At 65.0% G+C, this 16,911-nt stretch carries 14 protein-coding genes; 7 read left to right on the plus strand and 7 right to left on the minus strand.

The genetic code is table 11. The features are described 5' to 3' along the window. Positions 1 to 41: 41 nt before the first annotated feature. Together AC1D1S_RS11850 and AC1D1S_RS11855 are read right to left on the minus strand one after the other, a co-directional pair. Entirely contained in the window at positions 42 to 1,178 is a 1,137-nt protein-coding gene (locus AC1D1S_RS11850) for an aromatic ring-hydroxylating oxygenase subunit alpha (protein ID WP_476994516.1), read from the minus strand. 84 nt (positions 1,179 to 1,262) lie between these two features. After that, the gene (locus AC1D1S_RS11855; protein WP_476944330.1) at positions 1,263 to 2,507 is read right to left on the minus strand and encodes an NAD(P)/FAD-dependent oxidoreductase; all 1,245 of its coding nucleotides are present in this window, start codon (positions 2,505 to 2,507) and stop codon (positions 1,263 to 1,265) included. Positions 2,508 to 2,754: 247 nt separating this feature from the next. On the opposite strand from AC1D1S_RS11855, the gene AC1D1S_RS11860 reads away from it, so the two are divergent. The 4 genes from AC1D1S_RS11860 to AC1D1S_RS11875 are packed head-to-tail and all read left to right on the plus strand — an operon-like array spanning position 2,755 to position 8,686. Further along, positions 2,755 to 3,105: a bifunctional 3-phenylpropionate/cinnamic acid dioxygenase ferredoxin subunit gene (locus AC1D1S_RS11860; protein ID WP_243177878.1), complete on the plus strand. Its 351-nt coding sequence runs from the start codon at positions 2,755 to 2,757 to the stop codon at positions 3,103 to 3,105. Positions 3,106 to 3,139: 34 nt separating this feature from the next. Then, positions 3,140 to 5,155: a BCCT family transporter gene (locus tag AC1D1S_RS11865; RefSeq protein WP_243177879.1), complete on the plus strand. Its 2,016-nt coding sequence runs from the start codon at positions 3,140 to 3,142 to the stop codon at positions 5,153 to 5,155. A gap of 9 nt (positions 5,156 to 5,164) precedes the next feature. Further along, the gene (gene purU, locus AC1D1S_RS11870) at positions 5,165 to 6,157 is read left to right on the plus strand and encodes a formyltetrahydrofolate deformylase (protein ID WP_476945045.1); all 993 of its coding nucleotides are present in this window, start codon (positions 5,165 to 5,167) and stop codon (positions 6,155 to 6,157) included. Positions 6,158 to 6,178: 21 nt separating this feature from the next. Next, the gene (locus tag AC1D1S_RS11875) at positions 6,179 to 8,686 is read left to right on the plus strand and encodes a GcvT family protein (protein ID WP_476994517.1); all 2,508 of its coding nucleotides are present in this window, start codon (positions 6,179 to 6,181) and stop codon (positions 8,684 to 8,686) included. Positions 8,687 to 8,906: 220 nt separating this feature from the next. On the opposite strand, the gene AC1D1S_RS11880 is transcribed toward AC1D1S_RS11875, so the two are convergent. Genes AC1D1S_RS11880 through AC1D1S_RS11890 form a run of 3 tightly spaced genes read right to left on the minus strand, consistent with a single transcriptional unit; the run spans position 8,907 to position 12,993 of the window. Continuing rightward, positions 8,907 to 11,255 carry an FdhF/YdeP family oxidoreductase gene (locus AC1D1S_RS11880; RefSeq protein WP_476994518.1) on the minus strand — a complete coding sequence of 783 codons (2,349 nt, stop codon included), beginning with the start codon at positions 11,253 to 11,255 and terminating at the stop codon, positions 8,907 to 8,909. Next, positions 11,252 to 11,872 carry an MBL fold metallo-hydrolase gene (locus AC1D1S_RS11885; RefSeq protein WP_243177883.1) on the minus strand — a complete coding sequence of 207 codons (621 nt, stop codon included), beginning with the start codon at positions 11,870 to 11,872 and terminating at the stop codon, positions 11,252 to 11,254. The genes AC1D1S_RS11880 and AC1D1S_RS11885 overlap by 4 nt, the downstream gene beginning before the upstream one ends. Continuing rightward, a complete protein-coding gene (locus AC1D1S_RS11890) occupies positions 11,869 to 12,993 on the minus strand; it encodes an S-(hydroxymethyl)mycothiol dehydrogenase (protein ID WP_476945043.1) in 1,125 nt (374 codons plus the stop codon). Before AC1D1S_RS11890 ends, AC1D1S_RS11885 begins: the two co-directional genes overlap by 4 nt. Before the next feature lie 396 nt (positions 12,994 to 13,389). Between AC1D1S_RS11890 and AC1D1S_RS11895 the strand changes: the two genes are divergently transcribed. Next, positions 13,390 to 14,166 carry an ion transporter gene (locus tag AC1D1S_RS11895; protein WP_243177885.1) on the plus strand — a complete coding sequence of 259 codons (777 nt, stop codon included), beginning with the start codon at positions 13,390 to 13,392 and terminating at the stop codon, positions 14,164 to 14,166. Between the two features lie 84 nt (positions 14,167 to 14,250). Here the strand turns inward: AC1D1S_RS11895 and AC1D1S_RS11900 are convergent, their stop codons facing one another. Next, a complete protein-coding gene (locus AC1D1S_RS11900) occupies positions 14,251 to 15,075 on the minus strand; it encodes a VOC family protein (protein ID WP_243177886.1) in 825 nt (274 codons plus the stop codon). A gap of 186 nt (positions 15,076 to 15,261) precedes the next feature. Between AC1D1S_RS11900 and AC1D1S_RS11905 the strand changes: the two genes are divergently transcribed. Further along, positions 15,262 to 15,951 (plus strand): HAD family hydrolase, encoded by a 690-nt coding sequence (locus tag AC1D1S_RS11905; protein ID WP_476994519.1) that lies wholly within the window; start codon positions 15,262 to 15,264, stop codon positions 15,949 to 15,951. A 125-nt stretch (positions 15,952 to 16,076) separates the two neighbouring features. Here the strand turns inward: AC1D1S_RS11905 and AC1D1S_RS11910 are convergent, their stop codons facing one another. Beyond that, a complete protein-coding gene (locus AC1D1S_RS11910; protein WP_476950272.1) occupies positions 16,077 to 16,376 on the minus strand; it encodes a MerR family transcriptional regulator in 300 nt (99 codons plus the stop codon). Between the two features lie 132 nt (positions 16,377 to 16,508). Here AC1D1S_RS11910 and AC1D1S_RS11915 point away from each other — a divergent pair. Next, positions 16,509 to 16,911 (plus strand): Hsp20/alpha crystallin family protein (locus AC1D1S_RS11915; protein WP_476994520.1); only part of this gene is annotated, 403 nt, incomplete at its 3' end.

Consider the following 16,911-nt stretch of genomic DNA (forward strand, 5'->3'; position numbering starts at 1 on the left):
GAGCAAGCCCAACCACCAGCTGAGGTCCGGCCGGGTTCGGCTCAGGAACCGGCCACGATGTCCCCTACCTTCTCCTGCACCCAGTCATGGAAGGCGCCGATGTGGTGCTCGCTCGGCACCAGCACGCCGCCCTTGGCATAGACCTTCGATCCCATGGCCGGCTGGCACCGCTCGCAGGCGTCGAAGTCCTGCTGGTTGACGCGGTGGAACAGCTCCACGGACGCGCTGACGTCCTTGCCGCTCTCCACGACGCTGGGCACGTAGAGCCAGTCGCACTCCACGATCGTGTGGTCCGCGGCCATGGGGAACATGCGGTGGATGATCACGTGGTCCGGGACCAGGTTCACGAACACTGTGGGCTTGATGGTGATGGCGTAGTACCGGCGGTCCTGGTCCTCCCCCACCCCCGGAATCAGGTCCAGCCCTTCCGAGCCGTCGATGGTGAAACCCTTGACGTCCTCGCCGAACTCGGCGCCATGGCCCACGAAGTACTGCGCAGCCAGGCCGTCAGCGAATTCCGGCAGCACCTCGGTGAGTTCGGGGTGGATCGTGGCGCAGTGGTAGCACTCCATGAAGTTCTCGATGATGAGCTTCCAGTTCGCCTTCACGTCATAGCGGATCCGGCGGCCCAGGCTGAGGTTGGCCACGTCGTAGCCTTCGATCGCCTTGAGGTCGCCGAGCCGTTCCTCGATGGCACCCATCACTTCCTCTTCGAATGACGGCGGCTCGTCAGCCAGGCACACCCAGACGTAGYCCAGGTATTCGCGGATATGGACCTTCACCAGGCCGTACTCGTCCCGGTCGATGTCCGGCATCTTGGTCAGGTTGGGGGCCGCGATGAGTTTGCCTTCGAAGTCATAGGTCCAGGCGTGGTAAGGGCATTGGAACGAGCGGGCGGCTTCGCCCTGCTCTTCCATGCACAGCTTGACGCCCCGGTGCCGGCAGATGTTGTAGAAGGCACGGATTCCGCCCTTGCGGGTCCGGCTGATCAACACGCTCTCCCGCCCCACCTGGACCGTCCTCCAGGCACCCGCCTTGTCCAGGTCCGCGGACCGGAYGGCGCAGAACCACATCTGCTCGAAGATCCGCTCCTGCTCCGCCCGGAATACGGCTTCATCCACGTAGGTGTAACCGGGCAGGGTGGGGATCAGACTCGGAGCGCTTACCTCAACAGACAATTTGTCCTCCTAACGAACAAAACGAACAACGAAAGCTGGAACTTGTTGGGACGGGATTCTTGGGTCAGGTTTCAGGCACGGTTGTCAGGACACGGCGGCAGCCCCCACCAGGGCCACCAGCGCGGAGGCGTCCGCACAGGCAGCCTGCCCGCTGGGCGAGCCCAGTGGCCGGGCCGGTGCAGCGAGCAGGCGCCGCCACTTCGTGAACAGCCGCGGCTGGTTCATCCCGAGGACCGCCACCGGAACATCCCCCCGGTAGTACACGGCAAGACAGCTATGCGTCAGGACGTCGCCGACTTCGATCTCCACCCGGTCATAGCCGGCGCAGTGGCCGGCGAACTGCAACTTGACGCCGTACTGGTCGGACCAGAAATAGTGAGGCTTTGCCGGCTTCGGCGGGGCATCAGAGTCCAGCAGCGCCTCAACGGCCAGGGCCGCACGCTCCAGGGCGCCGGTCCAGTGCTCCACCCGGCGGTGTGTGCCGGCTGCATGGTCGAACCAGGAGGCGCAGTCGCCCACGGCCACGATCCCGGGGACACCGGTGCGGCCCATGGCATCGCACAACACACCGCCGCGGAGCTCCACGCCGGAGCCCTCCAGCCAGCCGGTGTTCGGCTCGGCTCCAATGCCAACCACCACGACGTCGGCGGCCACATAGCGTCCACCGGCCAGCCGGAGCCCGGTGACGTTGCCTTCGCCGCTGTAGAAGTCCTCTATGACTGCTGAGGAAATGAGCTCCACGCCGTTGGCGGCATGGAGCCCGGCCACCACGCCGCCCATCTCCGTACCGAGCTGGGCGGCGAACGGGACGGCCTTGGTGTCGATCATCGTGACTTCCATGCCGCGCGACGCGGCAGCGGAGGCCACCTCGGCGCCGATGAATCCGGCCCCGATCACAGCCATCCTGCTCCCGGGCACCAGCTCGGGGGCAAGACTCTGTGCGTCCGCCAGGGTGCGCAACGTGAACACATTGCTCAGCCCCGCCAAGATAGGCAGCTGCCGTGCCTTCGCGCCGGTGGCAATGACAATTCCGTCCGCTGTCACGCTGCGGCCGTCCGTCAGGAGGATGGTTCGCGAAGAGGCATCCAGGGACGCGGCTCCGGCTCCGAGCAGCCATTCGGCCTGCAGCTCGTCGGCGTCGGACTCCAGGAAAAGGTCCTCCGCTGTGATGGCGCCGAGCAGGAAGTCCTTGGACAGCGGCGGCCGGTCGTACGGCCGGTGCGGCTCGTCGCCAATAATGACCAGCCGGCCGGTAAAGCCTTGGGCGCGGGCCGCCCGGGCGGCGGAAAGACCCGCCAGGGAAGCTCCCACAATCGCAAGCGTCTGCATTTCGACGTCCCTTCAATTGCTTCTTACGCAACAACAATCGCTATATGCAACAGCGTGATTCATGCCACGCCCACTGTCAAGGGTCCCTCCGCCAAAGGGACCCTGGCACGAAACAGAGAGGTAATACCTTGACAAGCATTGTGACCTACCGCACTCTGTTGCTTATTGCGATTGCTGTTGTTCACTACGGAACACCACCAGCGGCAGTTGCACAGCCAAGGATCCCGACCGAAGAAGAGGTCCCTCCATGCACAAGGCATGCCCGCTCAGCGAACTGGCGCCCGGGGAAGCGCTGCGGCTGAACACCTCACCGCCCATCGCCGTCTTCCACACCGAGGAAGGCGAACTCTTTGCCATTGACGACACATGCACCCACCAGGATGCTTCCCTGGCGGACGGCTGGGTGGAGGACTGCTGGGTCGAATGCCCGCTCCACGCATCCAGGTTCAACCTGCGTACGGGAAGCGTCGACGCCCCGCCGGCCAAGCTGCCGGTCCGCTCCCACGAAGTCACAGTGATCGACGGCGACATCATGATCACCGAATCCAATGAGGTTCCCAACCTCCCCCCAGGCCTGACAGTGGACGGCCACATCTAGCCCCAGCCCATGAATCCGAACAGAGGAATCCCTCATGGCATTGAACAGTGACATTGGCTTGAACAGCGACACGAACTTGAACAGTGACATCGGTGTGGACACCGACGTCAACGTCACCACCCCCGCCGGGCAGGCGGCAGTCCTCACACCTTCAACACCTTTGGAAGCGGAGCCAACTGCCCCGGATCCCCTCCCTCCTGCACTCGTCCCGGATACCGAAAACTATGATCAGCTCCTGCAGGAACTGCGTCAGGGCAAGACCGAGCGGGCCGTGACGGAACGTCGGAACCGCAAGCTGACCCTCGACAAGGTCACATTCGGGATCACGGGCGCATGCGCCGTCGCCTTCGTGATGTGGGGTTTCCTCGGAAGGGACAGCCTTTCTGCCACGTCGCAGGGCGTTCTCGACTGGGTCATGGAGTACACCGGCTGGCTCTTCATGGTCTTGGCTTCTCTCTTCGTGGTATTCGTGCTGTGGCTCGCCGTCGGTAAGTTCGGCAACATCCCGCTGGGCAAAGACGGGGAAAAACCCGAATTCCGCACCATCTCCTGGATAGCCATGATGTTTGCCGCAGGCATGGGCATCGGGCTCATGTTCTACGGCGTGGCTGAACCCCTGTACCACTACATCTCACCGCCGCCCGGAACCGTGGACGGACGGACCCCCGCAGCCATCCAGACCGCCATGGCCACGTCCATCTTCCACTGGACCCTGCACCCCTGGGCAATGTACGCGGTTGTTGGCATCGCCATGGCCTACGGCAGCTACCGCTTGGGGCGCAAGCAACTCATCTCTGCGGCCTTCACCTCGCTTTTTGGCATACGGATGGTCGAAGGGCCCGTCGGCAAGTTCATCAACATCCTGGCAATCTTCGCCACGCTGTTCGGTACCGCAGCGTCGTTGGGCCTTGGCGCCCTCCAGATCGGCAGCGGCCTGACGTCCAACGGCTGGGTCGGGGAGATCGGCACCCCGGTGCTCGTGGTGATCGTGGCTATCCTGACCACCTGCTTCGTGGCCTCCGCGGTATCCGGCATCAGCCGCGGCATCCAATGGCTGTCCAACATCAACATGGTCCTGGCCGTCGTCCTGGCACTCATCGTCTTTGTTGCCGGCCCCACGCTCTTCATCCTCAACCTGATTCCAGCCGCGATCGGTGACTATGCCAGGGACCTGGCCGAAATGTCTTCCCGGACGGAAGCCGTGGGAGACGAGGCATTGCGGAGCTGGATGTCCAGCTGGACGATCTTCTACTGGGCCTGGTGGCTGTCCTGGACGCCGTTCGTTGGAATGTTCATCGCCCGCATCAGCCGGGGACGCACCATCCGGCAGTTCGTCACCGGAGTACTGCTGGTTCCGAGCATTGTCAGCGTGATCTGGTTCGGCATCTTCGGCGGCACTGCCTTCAGCATCCAGCAGCAGGCCGACAAGACGGAGAACCCCGCTGACGGCCTCGTGAAAATGGTCGACGGCGCACCCTCCATATCCTTCGACGGTGCCCTCTTCGACCTGGTCAAGAACCTGAACATGCCTGCCTGGGCAACCACCGCCGTCATCGTCCTKGCCATGGTCCTCGTGGCAATCTTCTTCATCACCGGAGCAGACTCAGCCTCCATCATCATGGCCTCGCTGAGCTCCAACGGAGCCAGCGAACCTCGCCGCGGACTGGTGATCTTCTGGGGCCTGCTGACCGGCGGAGTGGCAGCCGTGATGCTCCTGGCCGGCGGCGATGAACCGTCCGAAGCGCTATCCGGCCTGCAGCGCATCACGATCGTGGCCGCCCTGCCTTTCGTTCTGGTCATGCTGCTGCTGTGCGTCGCACTGGCCCGTGACCTGCGCCGCGATCCGCTGGCCTTGCGACAGAGGCTCGCCACGACCGTCGTCGAACGTGCCATCCGCACCGGCGTGGAACAGCACGGAGGCGTCCAGTTTGATCTCGTGACCAAGCATGAGTGCGACGGACGCTGTTCCTCAGCCACCCGCTGCCCCGGCGATGCCACAGACAGCGACGCCAAATCCGGCGCCTCTCCCGACGCTGTCGCCACGAAGTAGGAGGAAATCGTGACCACAATTCTTGATGGCCGCCCCACCGGCGGCATTCCAGCCGCAACGGCCGAGGCCGCTGCTAAGCCCTCGTCGCCCAAAACCCGCACGCCTGAGTTCGTCCTCACCCTGGCCTGCCCCGAAAGGCCCGGCATCGTCCGGGCCGTCACCGCCTTCCTGGCCGACCGCGGTTTCGACATCGTGGAGCATCAGCAGTTCGATGACCACGTCAGCGGGAACCTGTTTCTGCGCACCGCCTTCACCGGCGGGCGCACGGACACCGGTGACGGAACCCGTCCAGATCCCGGTTTCGACGGGCTCAACGACCGGGTTTCCATCGCGGAGAGGCTCACGGCCGGCTTCGCGGCAACGGCCGCCGAATTTGGCATGAACTTCACCTTCCACGACGGCCGGCCGCAGCGCCTCCTGGTCATGGTCTCCAAATTCGGCCACTGCCTGAACGACCTGATCTACCGGTGGCGCGCGGGCAGCCTGGGTGCGGAGATCGCCGTCGTGGTTTCCAACCATGAGGACCTTCGCGCTATGGCCGAAAACGCCGGGCTCCCGTTCATCCATGTTCCGGTGACCCCCGGCACCAAACCGGAAGCCGAGGCGCGGCTGCTGGAACTCGTGGCCGGGTACGACGCCGATTTGGTGGTACTGGCGCGGTATATGCAGGTGCTGTCCAATGATCTGTGCACAAACCTGCGCGGCCGGGCCATCAACATCCACCATTCCTTCCTGCCGGGCTTCAAGGGCGCGAAGCCGTACCACCAGGCTTATGACCGCGGCGTGAAGCTCATCGGGGCCACGGCGCACTACGTGACGCCCGACCTGGATGAGGGACCCATCATCGAGCAGGAGGTCTTCCGGGTGGACCACAGCCTGGATGCGGACGCCCTGGTGACGGTCGGCCGGGACGCCGAATCACAGGCCCTGTCCCGGGCTGTGAAGTGGCATTGCCAGCACCGCGTCCTGCTCAACAACACCCGCACCGTCGTATTCCGCTAACGCGAACCAGGAGAACAACTTATGAGCGCATCACCACGCGTCGTCATCATCGGCGCCGGCATCGTCGGCACCAACCTCGCGGACGAACTCGCCAGCCGCGGCTGGAACAACCTCACGGTCGTCGAGCAGGGTCCGCTGGAACTGGCCGGCGGTTCCACCTCGCACGCCCCCGGCCTGGTCTTCCAGACCAACCCGTCCAAGACCATGACGGAATTCGCCAGCTACACGGTGGACAAGCTGCTCTCCCTCAGCGCCGACGGAGTGTCTTGCTTCAACCAGCTCGGCGGGCTTGAGCTTGCCACCACCGAGGTGCGGCTGCAGGACCTCAAGCGCAAGCTGGGGTACGCCACCTCTTGGGGCATCGAAGGCCGGATCATCGACCCCGACGAGTGCGGGAAGCACTACCCGCTGCTGACCACCGGGGCGCTGGCGAACGGCAACCAGGTCCTCGGCGGCCTTCACGTCCCGACGGACGGCCTGGCCTCCGCCGCCCGCGCCGTCCAGCTGCTGATCAGCCGCACCCGCCAAGCCGGCGTGACCTACCTCGGCTCCACCACCGTGACAGGCATCCAACAGACCTCGGGCAAGGTCACCGGCGTCGAAACGGCCGACGGCGTGATCCCGGCGGACATTGTGGTGTCCTGCGCCGGGTTTTGGKGCCGCGAGCTCGGCAAGATGGTTGGCTTGAAGGTGCCGCTGCTGCCGCTGGCGCACCAGTACGTGAAGACCACGCCACTTCCGGAGCTGAAGGGCCGGAACGAACTTCCCAACGGGGCCCGACTGCCCATCCTGCGCTTCCAGGACAAGGACCTCTACTACCGCGAGCACGGCGACCGGATCGGCATCGGCAGCTACGCGCACCGTCCGATGCCGGTGGACATGGAACGGCTTCCCCGCGTTGGCGCGGAGGAGATGTCCGATCACCGGATGCCCTCGCGCCTGGACTTCACCATGGAAGACTTCCTGCCCGCCTGGGAGGACAGCCAGGACCTCCTTCCGGCCCTGCGCGGGGCCCGGATCGAGGACGGGTTCAACGGCATCTTCTCATTCACTCCCGACGGCGGCCCTCTGCTGGGCGAGTCCCCCGACGTCGACGGCTTCTTCGTTGCCGAGGCAGTCTGGGTCACCCACTCAGCCGGCGTCGCCAGGGCCATGGCGGAGTTGCTCATCGAGGGCCAGTCCCGCACCGACCTGCACGGCTGCGAGCTCACGCGCTTCGAGAAGGTCCAGACCAGCGACCAGTATGTCAGCGAAACGTCCCAGCAGAACTTCGTGGAAATCTACGACGTCCTGCACCCGCTGCAGCCGAAGGAATCCCCGCGGGACCTGCGCGTCAGCCCGTTTAACATCCGTCAGAAGGAGCTCGGGGCGTTCTTCCTGGAGTCCGCTGGCTGGGAGCGCCCGCATTGGTTCGAGGCCAACCGCGGCCTGCTCGACGAACTGCCGGTGCAATGGCAGGCACCCGAGCGGGACGAGTGGTCCGCGATGTTCCACTCCCCCATCTCGGCGGCCGAAGCGTGGAAGACGCGTACCGCCGTCGGGCTTTATGACATGACGCCGCTGAAGCGGCTGGCGGTCACGGGGCCCGGGGCGCTGCCACTGCTGCAGCGGCTGAGCACCGGCAACATCGCAAAGAAGCCGGGTGCCGTGACGTACTGCCTCCTGCTGGCGGACGACGGCGGCATCCGCAGCGACGTGACGGTCGCCCGGCTCGCTGAGGAGCAGTTCCAGCTCGGCGTGAACAGCAACGTGGACTTGGACTACCTCCGTGTCGAGGCCAGGAAGCAGTCGGCGGCGGATCCAGCCCGGTGGGTGCACGTTTCCGACATCACCGGCAGCACCTGCTGCATCGGGCTCTGGGGGCCGCTGGCACGTGAAGTGATCGGCAAGCTCAGCACGGACGACCTCAGCAACGAGGGCCTGAAGTACTTCCGCACCAAGGACATCTCGGTGGGCGGCATCCCCGTCACCGCCATGCGGCTCTCCTATGTAGGCGAGCTTGGCTGGGAGCTATACACCACCGCCGAGTACGGGCTGAAGCTGTGGGACCTCCTCTTCGATGCAGGAAAGGAGCACGGCATCATCGCGGCCGGGCGTGGAGCGTTCAACAGCATGCGGCTCGAGAAGGGCTACCGGTTGTGGGGCACGGACATGACCTCCCAGCACCACCCCTACGAGGCCGGCCTGGGATTCTCGATCGCCAAGGACAAAGAGGGCTTCGTGGGCTGCGACGCCCTGGCCGCCTTCAGGGAACTGCCGGCCACCAGGGCGCTGCGGTGCCTGACCGTGGACGACGGCACATCCGTGGTGCTGGGCAAGGAACCGGTGTACGTCAACGGCGAGGCCGCCGGCTATGTCACCAGCGCCGCCTACGGCTACTCGGTCCGCAAGCCCCTCGCCTATGCCTGGCTGCCTGCCTCGGTGACCGAGGGCGACGCCGTAGAGGTGGAGTACTTCGGCGGGCGCATCGCGGCGACTGTCACGGCCGAGCCGCTCTTCGATCCCGGCATGGAGCGGCTGCGCGGCTGACGCGATCCGGCCCGCCGGTCTGGGGAAATCCCGAGGCTGGCGGGCCGTTCGCGCGAACAGACAATGGAGTCCGCCCTCCTGCCGCCAGCTGGCATTTAACGGCAGTCCCGGCGTCGGACACTGCCGTTATCTGCCACGTGGAGCAAGAGAGGCGCAACGGAATGGCCCCGCCTCCCGGGCTGGATCCCAACCAGGAAGCGGGGCCGCTCCGTCGCAGTGGCTAGCTCGCCGTGGCCGCCCCAAGCGCGGCAGCCGGCTCGAGGTGCTCCACAGGGTGCGGCACGAAGCGGACGAACATCGCCTTGAAGCCCGGGGTGTTGGATTCCCGTGCCACGTTCTCCTTGTGGACCAGGGCGTTGGCCTCGGGGAAATACGCCGCAGCGCAGCCCTTGGCCGTCGGGTAGGCCACGAGCCGGAACTTGTCCGCCTGCCGGTCGTGACCCCGGAACGTGCTCACCACGTCCACCAGGTCCCGGTCCTGGAAACCGAGCTCCGCCAGGTCCTCAGGGTGCACCAGGATCACCCTGCGTCCGTCCGAGATCCCGCGGTACCTGTCATCCACGCCGTAGAACGTGGTGTTGTACTGGTCGTGGCTGCGGATGGTCTGGAGGACCAGGTGGCCCTGGGGCGGGGTCAGGTATTCCAGCGGGCTGACGGTGAACCGTCCGCGGCCGATGTCTGTCTTGAAGGACCGGGTGTCGCGCGGCGGGTTGGGCAGTACGAAGCCGTTCCTGGTCCGGATCCGGGTGTTGAAGTCCCCGAAGCCCGGGATGACGCGGGAGATGTGGTCCCGGACCACGTCGTAGTCCCCGGCCATGGCCTTCCAGTTGACCGGATGGTCCTCGCCGAGCGTGGCGTCAGCCATCCGGGCGATGATCACCGGCTCGGCGAGCAGGTGCTCGGAGACCGGCTTCAGCCGGCCCTGCGTGGAGTGGACCACGGACATGGAGTCCTCCACGGAGAGGAACTGGGCGCCGCCCGGGTGCTTGTCGTCCCTGTCTGTCCGGCCCAGGGTGGGAAGGATGAGCGAGGTGCGCCCGTGCACGATGTGGGAGCGGTTGGGTTTGGTGGAGATGTGGACGGTCAGTCCGATCCGCTGCATCCCGGCTTCGAGGGTTTCGGTGTCGGAGCAGGCGARGGAGAAGTTGCCGCCCATGGACACAAACACATCCACCTCGTTCCGCTCAAAGGCCTCCATGGCCTCGACGGCGTCGTAGCCGTGGCCGCGCGGAGACGTGATCCGGAATTCCTTGTCCAGGGCTTCGAGCAGCCATTCCTTGGGCTTCTCCCAGATGCCCATGGTCCGGTCGCCCTGGACGTTGGAGTGTCCGCGGACCGGGCAGGCGCCGGCGCCGGGTTTGCCGAAGTTGCCCTGCAGGAGCAGGACGTTGACCATTTCCTTGATGGTGTCCACGGAGTGCGGCTGCTGCGTGACGCCGAGGGCCCAGCAGAAGATGGTGGCCTTGGACCGGATGAGCAGTCCGGCCACTTCCTCGATCTGGGCCCGGGCCAGGCCGGTGGCTGTCTCGGTCTCTTCCCAGTCCAGCTCCCGGCGGGCGTCGCGGTAGGCGTCGAAGCCGTCCGTCTGTGCCTCGACGAAAGTCCGGTCGACGACGGTGCCGGGTGCCCGATCTTCCTCCTCCAAGAGCAGGTGGCCCAAGGCCTGGAATAAAGCCAGGTCCCCGCCCACCTTGATCTGCAGGTACTCGTCTGCCAGCGGTGTGCCGTTGCCGARCAAACCGGAGACGGTCTGCGGGTCCTTGAAGTTGAACAGCCCGGCCTCGGGCAGCGGGTTCACCGCCACCACCTTGCCGCCGTTGTCCTTGCATTCCTTGAGCGCTGAGAGCATCCGGGGATGGTTGGTGCCGGGATTCTGCCCCACGACGAAGATGAGTCCCGAGTCGTGGATATCCTCCAGGGACACGGTGCCCTTGCCGATGCCGATGGTCGGGTTCAGCGCCGAGCCCGAGGATTCGTGACACATGTTGGAACAGTCCGGGAGGTTGTTCGTGCCCAGGGCCCGGGCGAACAGCTGGTACATAAACGCCRTCTCGTTCGCGGTGCGCCCGGAGGTGTATAAAACGCAGCGGTCAGGGCTTGAAGCGCGGATGTGCTCCCCGATCAGACCGAACGCTTCGGCCCAGGAGATCGGCGAATAATGCGCGTCTCCTTCCCGGATGACCACGGGCTCACTGAGCCGGCCCTGGTTGCCCAGCCAGTATTCCGTCTTCCCAGCCAGTTCGGCGATGGAATGCCGGGCCCAGAACTCCGCCCCGACCGTGCGCAGGGTGTTCTCCTCCGCCACCGCCTTGGCGCCGTTCTCGCAGAACTCGGCCGTTTTGCGCTTCTTATCCGATTCCGGCCACGCGCAGCCCGGGCAGTCGAACCCGCCGCGCTGGTTCAGCCGCAGCAGCGAGTGGGCCGTCCGGGATACTCCGGCCTGGGCCACGGCGCGCTCCAGCGCCACCATCACTGCCTTGACACCGGCTGCTTGCTTCTTCGGTGTGTGGACTTCCAGCTCGTCCTCGTTAATGTCCGCGACGGGAGCCGGCTGCCTGCCTAATTTCACAGCTTCACCTTGGTCAGCGTCTCCCGCTCCGCCCCGATTGTGGTGCTGTCGCCATGCCCGGTGCGGACCACGGTTTCGGGAGGGAGCGTCAGCAGCCGTTCCCGGATCGAGGAGAGGATGGTCGGGTAGTCGCTGTAGGACCTGCCGGTCGCCCCTGGGCCCCCGTTAAACAGAGTGTCGCCGGTGAACACCGTTCCCTCCCCCGCCAGCAGGAAGCAGGTGGATCCGGGTGAGTGGCCGGGGGTGTGGATGGCCCTCAGTGTCGCGCCTCCCACGCGGAAGACCTCGCCATCGGCAAGATCACGGTCCGGCTTGACGTCGGGATAAACCTTTTCCCAGAGCATCAGGTCATCGGGGTGCAGGTGGATGGGGGCATTCACCGCCGCTGCGACCTCGCGGGCCGCGCCGATGTGGTCGTTGTGCGCATGGGTGAGCAGGATGGCAAGGACCTTCCGGCCGCGGACCTGGTCGATGATTGCGGCTGCGTCGTGCGGGGAATCGATGATCACGCATTCTTCGCGGTCGCCGACGATCCAGACGTTGTTGTCCACGTCCCAGGTGCCGCCGTCGAGCGAAAACGTCCCCGACGTCACCAGGCTCTCGATGGTGACGCTCATGCGGGCTCCGCCACGGCCGCGAGATCGGCGGCCGGCCGGATTTCAACCACGGAGCGCAGGACCTTGCCCTCGTGCATCTTGCCGAAGGCCTCTTCCACCTGGTCGATGGTGATGCGTTCGGTGACGAAGGCGTCCAGGTCCAGATTGCCGAGCTTGTAGTGCTGGACCAGCATCGGGAAGTCGCGGGACGGCAGGCAGTCTCCGTACCAGGAGGATTTCAGCGACCCGCCGCGGCCAAAGACATCCAGCAGCGGCAACTCGAGCAACATGTCCGGTGTCGGCACGCCCACCAGCACTACGCGGCCGGCGAGGTCCCGGGCGTAGAACGCCTGCTTGTACGTTTCGGGGCGTCCCACCGCCTCGATCACGACGTCGGCACCGTTGCCGCCGGTCAGCGCCCGGATGGCTTCTATCGGGTCTTCCCTGCTCGAGTCCACGCCGTGGGTGGCGCCGAGGGACTTGGCCATTTCCACTTTGTTGGCGTCGATATCCACCGCGATGATCGTCGTCGCGCCGGCCAGCTTCGCGCCGGCGATCGCGGCGATGCCCACGCCGCCGCAGCCGATGACGGCGACGGATTCGCCGCGCTTGACCTCACCGGTGTTGATGGCGGCGCCGATGCCGGCCATCACACCGCAGCCGAGCAGCCCGACAGCTGCGGGATCGGCGTCCTCGTCAACCTTGGTGCACTGCCCGGCCGCGACGAGCGTCTTCTCGGCGAAGGCCCCGATGCCCAGCGCGGCCGTCAGCTCGGTGCCGTCCTCCAGAGTCATCTTTTGCGTTGCATTGTGGGTGTTGAAGCAGTACTGCGGCTGGCCCTTGGCACAGGCACGGCACTCGCCGCACACCGCGCGCCAGTTCAGGATCACGCGGTCCCCGGGAGCGACCTCGGTGACATCCGGTCCCACGGCGCTGACCACGCCGGTGGCCTCATGGCCCAGCAGGATGGGGAAATCATCGGTGATTCCGCCCTGCTTATAGTGGAGATCAGTGTGGCAGACGCCGCAGGTCAGAATGTCCACAAGCGCCTCACCGGGTCCGGGATCCGGCACGAGGATGTTCTCGACCGAAACAGGGGCATTCTTTTCCTTGGCGATGACCGCCTTTACTTTGTGAACCATAGTTCCTGTGTTCCTTTCCTGAGTCCGCGAGGGACTCTTTTGCGGGACTCTTGGCGACGGACACGCGATGCCAATCTGGCCCAGCCGTTGCGGCCCGAAATCGTCTGCCCGTTCCCCCAAGCTCTTGTCCTGTGCTTTGACGGTGAGGGCACGTCCCCCACCTGCCATCGAATTGCGTATTACACAACACGATTCACATAGCGCGTACTTTGAAAATATGGCAGTCATCACACCGGGGTGTCAATAGATTCCCGCTGTGCGACCTTCGCGTACCTGCCGTGAAAGCTCTGCGGCGCGCGACACCGTACAGAACTCCACGCAGATCCCTTTTGTACGCGCCAGCAACCTGGGCAAAAAGTGTCAGCTACATCGCCGCCCGCGTGCCAGAATCCTCACATGAGCAAGGAACGCAATGAACTGAAGAGCATCGGATACGAAATCTTCATCGGTATCCTTTCGATCCTGTCGATCGTCAATCTCGTACTCTTGTACGCCGCGCAGGACGAGTCGCTCGACACCGTACTGAAGGCGATGAACGCCCTGTTCAGCATTATCTTCGTCGCCGACTTCCTCTACCGGATCTTCACCGCACCATCGGCGGGCGCCTATTTCTTCAAGCACTTCGGCTGGGCCGACCTGTTGGCCAGTGTGCCTTTGGCGCAGTTCAAGATCCTGCGCGTTTTCCGGCTTGCCCGGGTGTACCGGCTGCTTCGCGATGTCGGCATCCAGACGGTCGGCCGAGCGCTGATCAAAGATCGGGCCGGCAGCTCCCTGTACATACTGCTGCTCATGGGCATTTTCGTGCTGGAATTCGGAAGCCTCACGATGCTCGGCGTCGAGCAGTACGCCCCAGGGGCCAACATCACGACCGCCTCGGACTCCCTCTGGTACACGATCGTCACGATCTCGACCGTCGGATACGGTGACCAATATCCGGTCACCGATGCGGGCCGCATGATCGGGACAGGCATCATCGTCGTCGGTGTCGGCATCTTCGGCACATTCACCGGCTATCTGGCCAACTTCTTCCTGGCTCCCAAGAAGGCTTCCGCGCCGCCCGTCGATGCGGCTGATACGAGTGCCGCAACGGTCGAGGGGCTCCGCCTGAGCCTCGAAGAGTCTGAGGCAAAGCTCGCCGAGATCAGAAAGCTCCTTGCCGGGCCAACCGAGTGAAAGTTCGCGCCAGACCCGACGCCACGTGTGCCAGCCCCTCGTGACCCGGCGCCCTCTGACCCGGCGCCTCCATTGAAGGAGCGCTCATGGCGACGGGGGCGTGAACTGGCTGGCGGTAAACTCCGCTCCCTGGGGGTCCCGGATCAGTGCCGTGCGCGTCCACTCGGTCTCGCTTTGGCTAAGGACTTGGGCGCCGAGCCGCTTCGCATCAACCACCGTCTGGTCCCGGTCGGCAACGGTGAACGAGACGTGCCACTGCGGCAGTTCGTCGGGGGCCGTGGTCGCGATCCAGGCGATCGCATCCTCGAAGCCAAGTGGAGGGGCCAGGGCTGACTGCCTCGCCCTGATGCCCGGATCGATTGTCGCCTCAAGGTGATCACCGTAACCGGGCCTGCGGACCATGATCCCGAAGCCGAGGTCGTCGACTTGCCAGCCAAACACGTCCTCATAGAACTTGATGGCCGCGCCGGGGTTAGGCGTGTGGAGGTCGCTGAAATTCCAGGACCCCGGCGCATTGGCCACCTGTGCCCCCAAGCGTCGCCTGGCTTGCCAAATGCGGAACCCGACGCCCCCTGGATCGGTCAACGCAGCACTGCGGCCGCCTTCTCCAGCGTCTGCGGCTGCCGACCGCACCGTAGCGCCGGCTGCGACCAGACGCTGCACTGCGGTATCCGCGTCCTCGACGGATATGTAGGTATTCCATGCCGCGGCACCACGGGCGTCCGCCATCCCGGCGACGTCCTGGCCATCGAGCTTGGCTATCAAGTATCGGCCCGGCGCGCCCGCCGGCACGGCGTCCTCGAACGTCCAGCCAAAGAGGCCAGCATAGAACTCGGCGGCCGCCTCGACGTCGGGCTGCTCGGTGTCGATCCAACACGGTACGCCCTGAGGGTAGGTTCGCTGCGTCATATCTCGCTCCCGTCCATGGACATAGCCTAGCGAGCGGGGGCCCGGCCGGGCGCTCAACTCCTCTATTAAGTAGTCTTACTATGAGTCTTTGAGAGGTCCTTCGGACCCCGGTCAGGAAAGATCCGATATGGGCCGAGCCGTTGCCTGGTCAGGCACATGCGGCCCTCAACTAAAGGTGGAGTAGCAATGGTGCCAGGTTCAAAATCCGAAAAGAAACGCGGCGTCCTTTTCGACGTCGACGGGACCTTGATTGACTCCAGCTATTTCCACGCCCTTGCCTGGTGGCAGGCGTTCCGGCGGGAGGGGCTGGACGTCCAGATCTCGGCTATCCACCGCTGCGTCGGCATGGGCGGCGACAAGCTCATCGAACACTTGGTCCCCGGGTGCACCAAGGACATGCAGGAAGACCTCAAGTCCTCGCACGGCGCCGTGTTCGCCACGTTTTGGCCTTCCCTGCGCCCCTTCGACTCTGCCCGGGACCTCCTGGCCGCATGCTCCGGCGCCGGGCTGGCCGTGGGTTTGGCGTCATCAGCGCAGGAGCGCGACCTGGACGTCGCCCGGCGCCTCCTCGACGCCGGCACGTCTATCGATGCGTGGACCAGTTCCAACGACGCCGCCGAGAGCAAGCCCGCTCCCGACATTCTGCTGGCGTGCCTGGACAAGCTTGAACTCAGCCCGGCGGACGTCGTGTTTGTTGGCGACGCCGTCTGGGACGTGCTGGCCGCCGCGGCAATCGGAGTTCCCGCCATTGCCCTGACCTGTGGCGGAATCAGCGAAGCCGAACTGCGGGAGGCCGGTGCCGCAGAGGTCTACGACAATCCGCGGCACCTGTTGGAGAACCTTGAAAGCAGCGCGATTGGAAAGCTGAGCGCCTGATTGTGGCACGCCTGGTCTCAGGGCGCCCGGAGCCTTCCGGCGCGGACTGCCCACCCAGGCCCCAAGTCAGCCAGCGGCGAATTGAACACAGCGTGGTCCGCTAAGCTGTGATGTGACGGCCCGGCTCAGGGATTACTTCGTCGTTTGGCTGCGTTGAGTTCGCGTTCCAAGTGCCGGTTGGCCGCCTCCAGCTCGAGGACGACCCGGATCCCGGCAAGGTTGAGCCCGTCCTGAAGGAGCGCGCTGATCCTGCGAAGCGCTACCAAGTCCTGCTCGCTGTACAGGCGGGTACCGCCGTCGGTCCGGCCCGGCTGCAACAGCCCCTTGCGTTCGTAGAGACGCAAATTCTGCTGTCCCATCCCCACGAGTTCGGCCGCCACAGAGATGGCATAGACGCCCGCGGCCCCGCCGGTGTCCGGCCCCATAGGATCCTCCTAAGACCTGTTAATTAGCCTCTTGCACCAGTGTGGCACCGGTGTTATAAAAAATCTATCGCAGCCAGGATAGATAATCTGGCTGGGCAACGTCATACACGATCTGTAGGGAGTGAGATAGCCATGCTGATGCGCACCGACCCGTTTCGCGAGCTCGACCGGCTCACCCAGCAGGTCCTCGGCACGGCGGCCAGGCCCGCCGCGATGCTCATGGACGCTTGGCAAGCCGGAGAGGAATTTGTCGTCGCATTCGATCTGCCCGGGGTGGACGTCGACTCGGTGGACATCGACGTCGAACGCAACGTCCTGACGGTCCGCGCCGAACGGAAGAATCTGACAGACGACACCACGGAACTGATTGCGTCCGAGCGTCCCCGCGGCGTTTTCAGCCGCCAGCTCGTCCTCGGCGATGCCCTGGACGCCGAGGCGGTGAAGGCCAGCTACGACGCGGGCGTGCTGTTGCTACGGATCCCCATCGCCGAAAAGGCAAAACCCCGCCGGATCCAAATCGAGACCAGTAGTGACC

This window comes from Arthrobacter sp. P1_A5, from assembly GCF_056406825.1.

Bases quoted from the DNA above. Each gene is read 5' to 3' on its own strand.
- AC1D1S_RS11905 (WP_476994519.1), top strand. From the start codon at position 15,262: ATGGTGCCAGGTTCAAAATCCGAAAAGAAACGCGGCGTCCTTTTCGAC.
- AC1D1S_RS11895 (WP_243177885.1), top strand. From the start codon at position 13,390: ATGAGCAAGGAACGCAATGAACTGAAGAGCATCGGATACGAAATCTTC.
- AC1D1S_RS11910 (WP_476950272.1), bottom strand. From the start codon at position 16,376: ATGGGGCCGGACACCGGCGGGGCCGCGGGCGTCTATGCCATCTCTGTG.
- AC1D1S_RS11860 (WP_243177878.1), top strand. From the start codon at position 2,755: ATGCACAAGGCATGCCCGCTCAGCGAACTGGCGCCCGGGGAAGCGCTG.
- AC1D1S_RS11900 (WP_243177886.1), bottom strand. From the start codon at position 15,075: ATGACGCAGCGAACCTACCCTCAGGGCGTACCGTGTTGGATCGACACC.
- AC1D1S_RS11885 (WP_243177883.1), bottom strand. From the start codon at position 11,872: ATGAGCGTCACCATCGAGAGCCTGGTGACGTCGGGGACGTTTTCGCTC.
- AC1D1S_RS11890 (WP_476945043.1), bottom strand. From the start codon at position 12,993: ATGGTTCACAAAGTAAAGGCGGTCATCGCCAAGGAAAAGAATGCCCCT.
- AC1D1S_RS11855 (WP_476944330.1), bottom strand. From the start codon at position 2,507: ATGCAGACGCTTGCGATTGTGGGAGCTTCCCTGGCGGGTCTTTCCGCC.